This window comes from Mesorhizobium sp. M2E.F.Ca.ET.209.01.1.1 (genome assembly GCF_004010375.2).
GTDB lineage: Bacteria > Pseudomonadota > Alphaproteobacteria > Rhizobiales > Rhizobiaceae > Mesorhizobium.
In genome coordinates, this window is the sequence record NZ_SADP02000679.1 from 1 (window position 1) to 334 (window position 334).

General features: G+C 64.4%; 1 pseudogene. It reads left to right on the forward strand.

Going from position 1 to position 334, the window contains the following annotated elements:
- Window positions 1-334: pseudogene (locus tag EN852_RS37405) on the forward strand (hypothetical protein); the annotation flags it as partial.

Sequence of the window (334 nt, forward strand, 5' to 3'; positions counted from 1 at the left end):
CACGGCCACAACAAGGGCACCGACGACGCGACAGCTGATGTTTCGACCGACGACACGACGACCGATGAGACGACGGCCGCCGCCGCGCCGAAGGAGAAGAACCTTCACGCCAAGCTCGGCCGGCTGAATTCGCTCCAGCGCAACATCAATGCCTATATGAATTCCAAGAGCAAGAAGTTCGCCGGCGTCCAGGCCTATGTGACGCAGGCCGCGGCAGCTCAGAACGCGCAGGCCAAGCTCGACGCGGCAAACGCCCAGCTGGCGGCCGACCAGGGCAAGCTCGCCGATCTCACTCAGCAGCTCGCCGACCTCAATGCGACCGACACGACCGGCT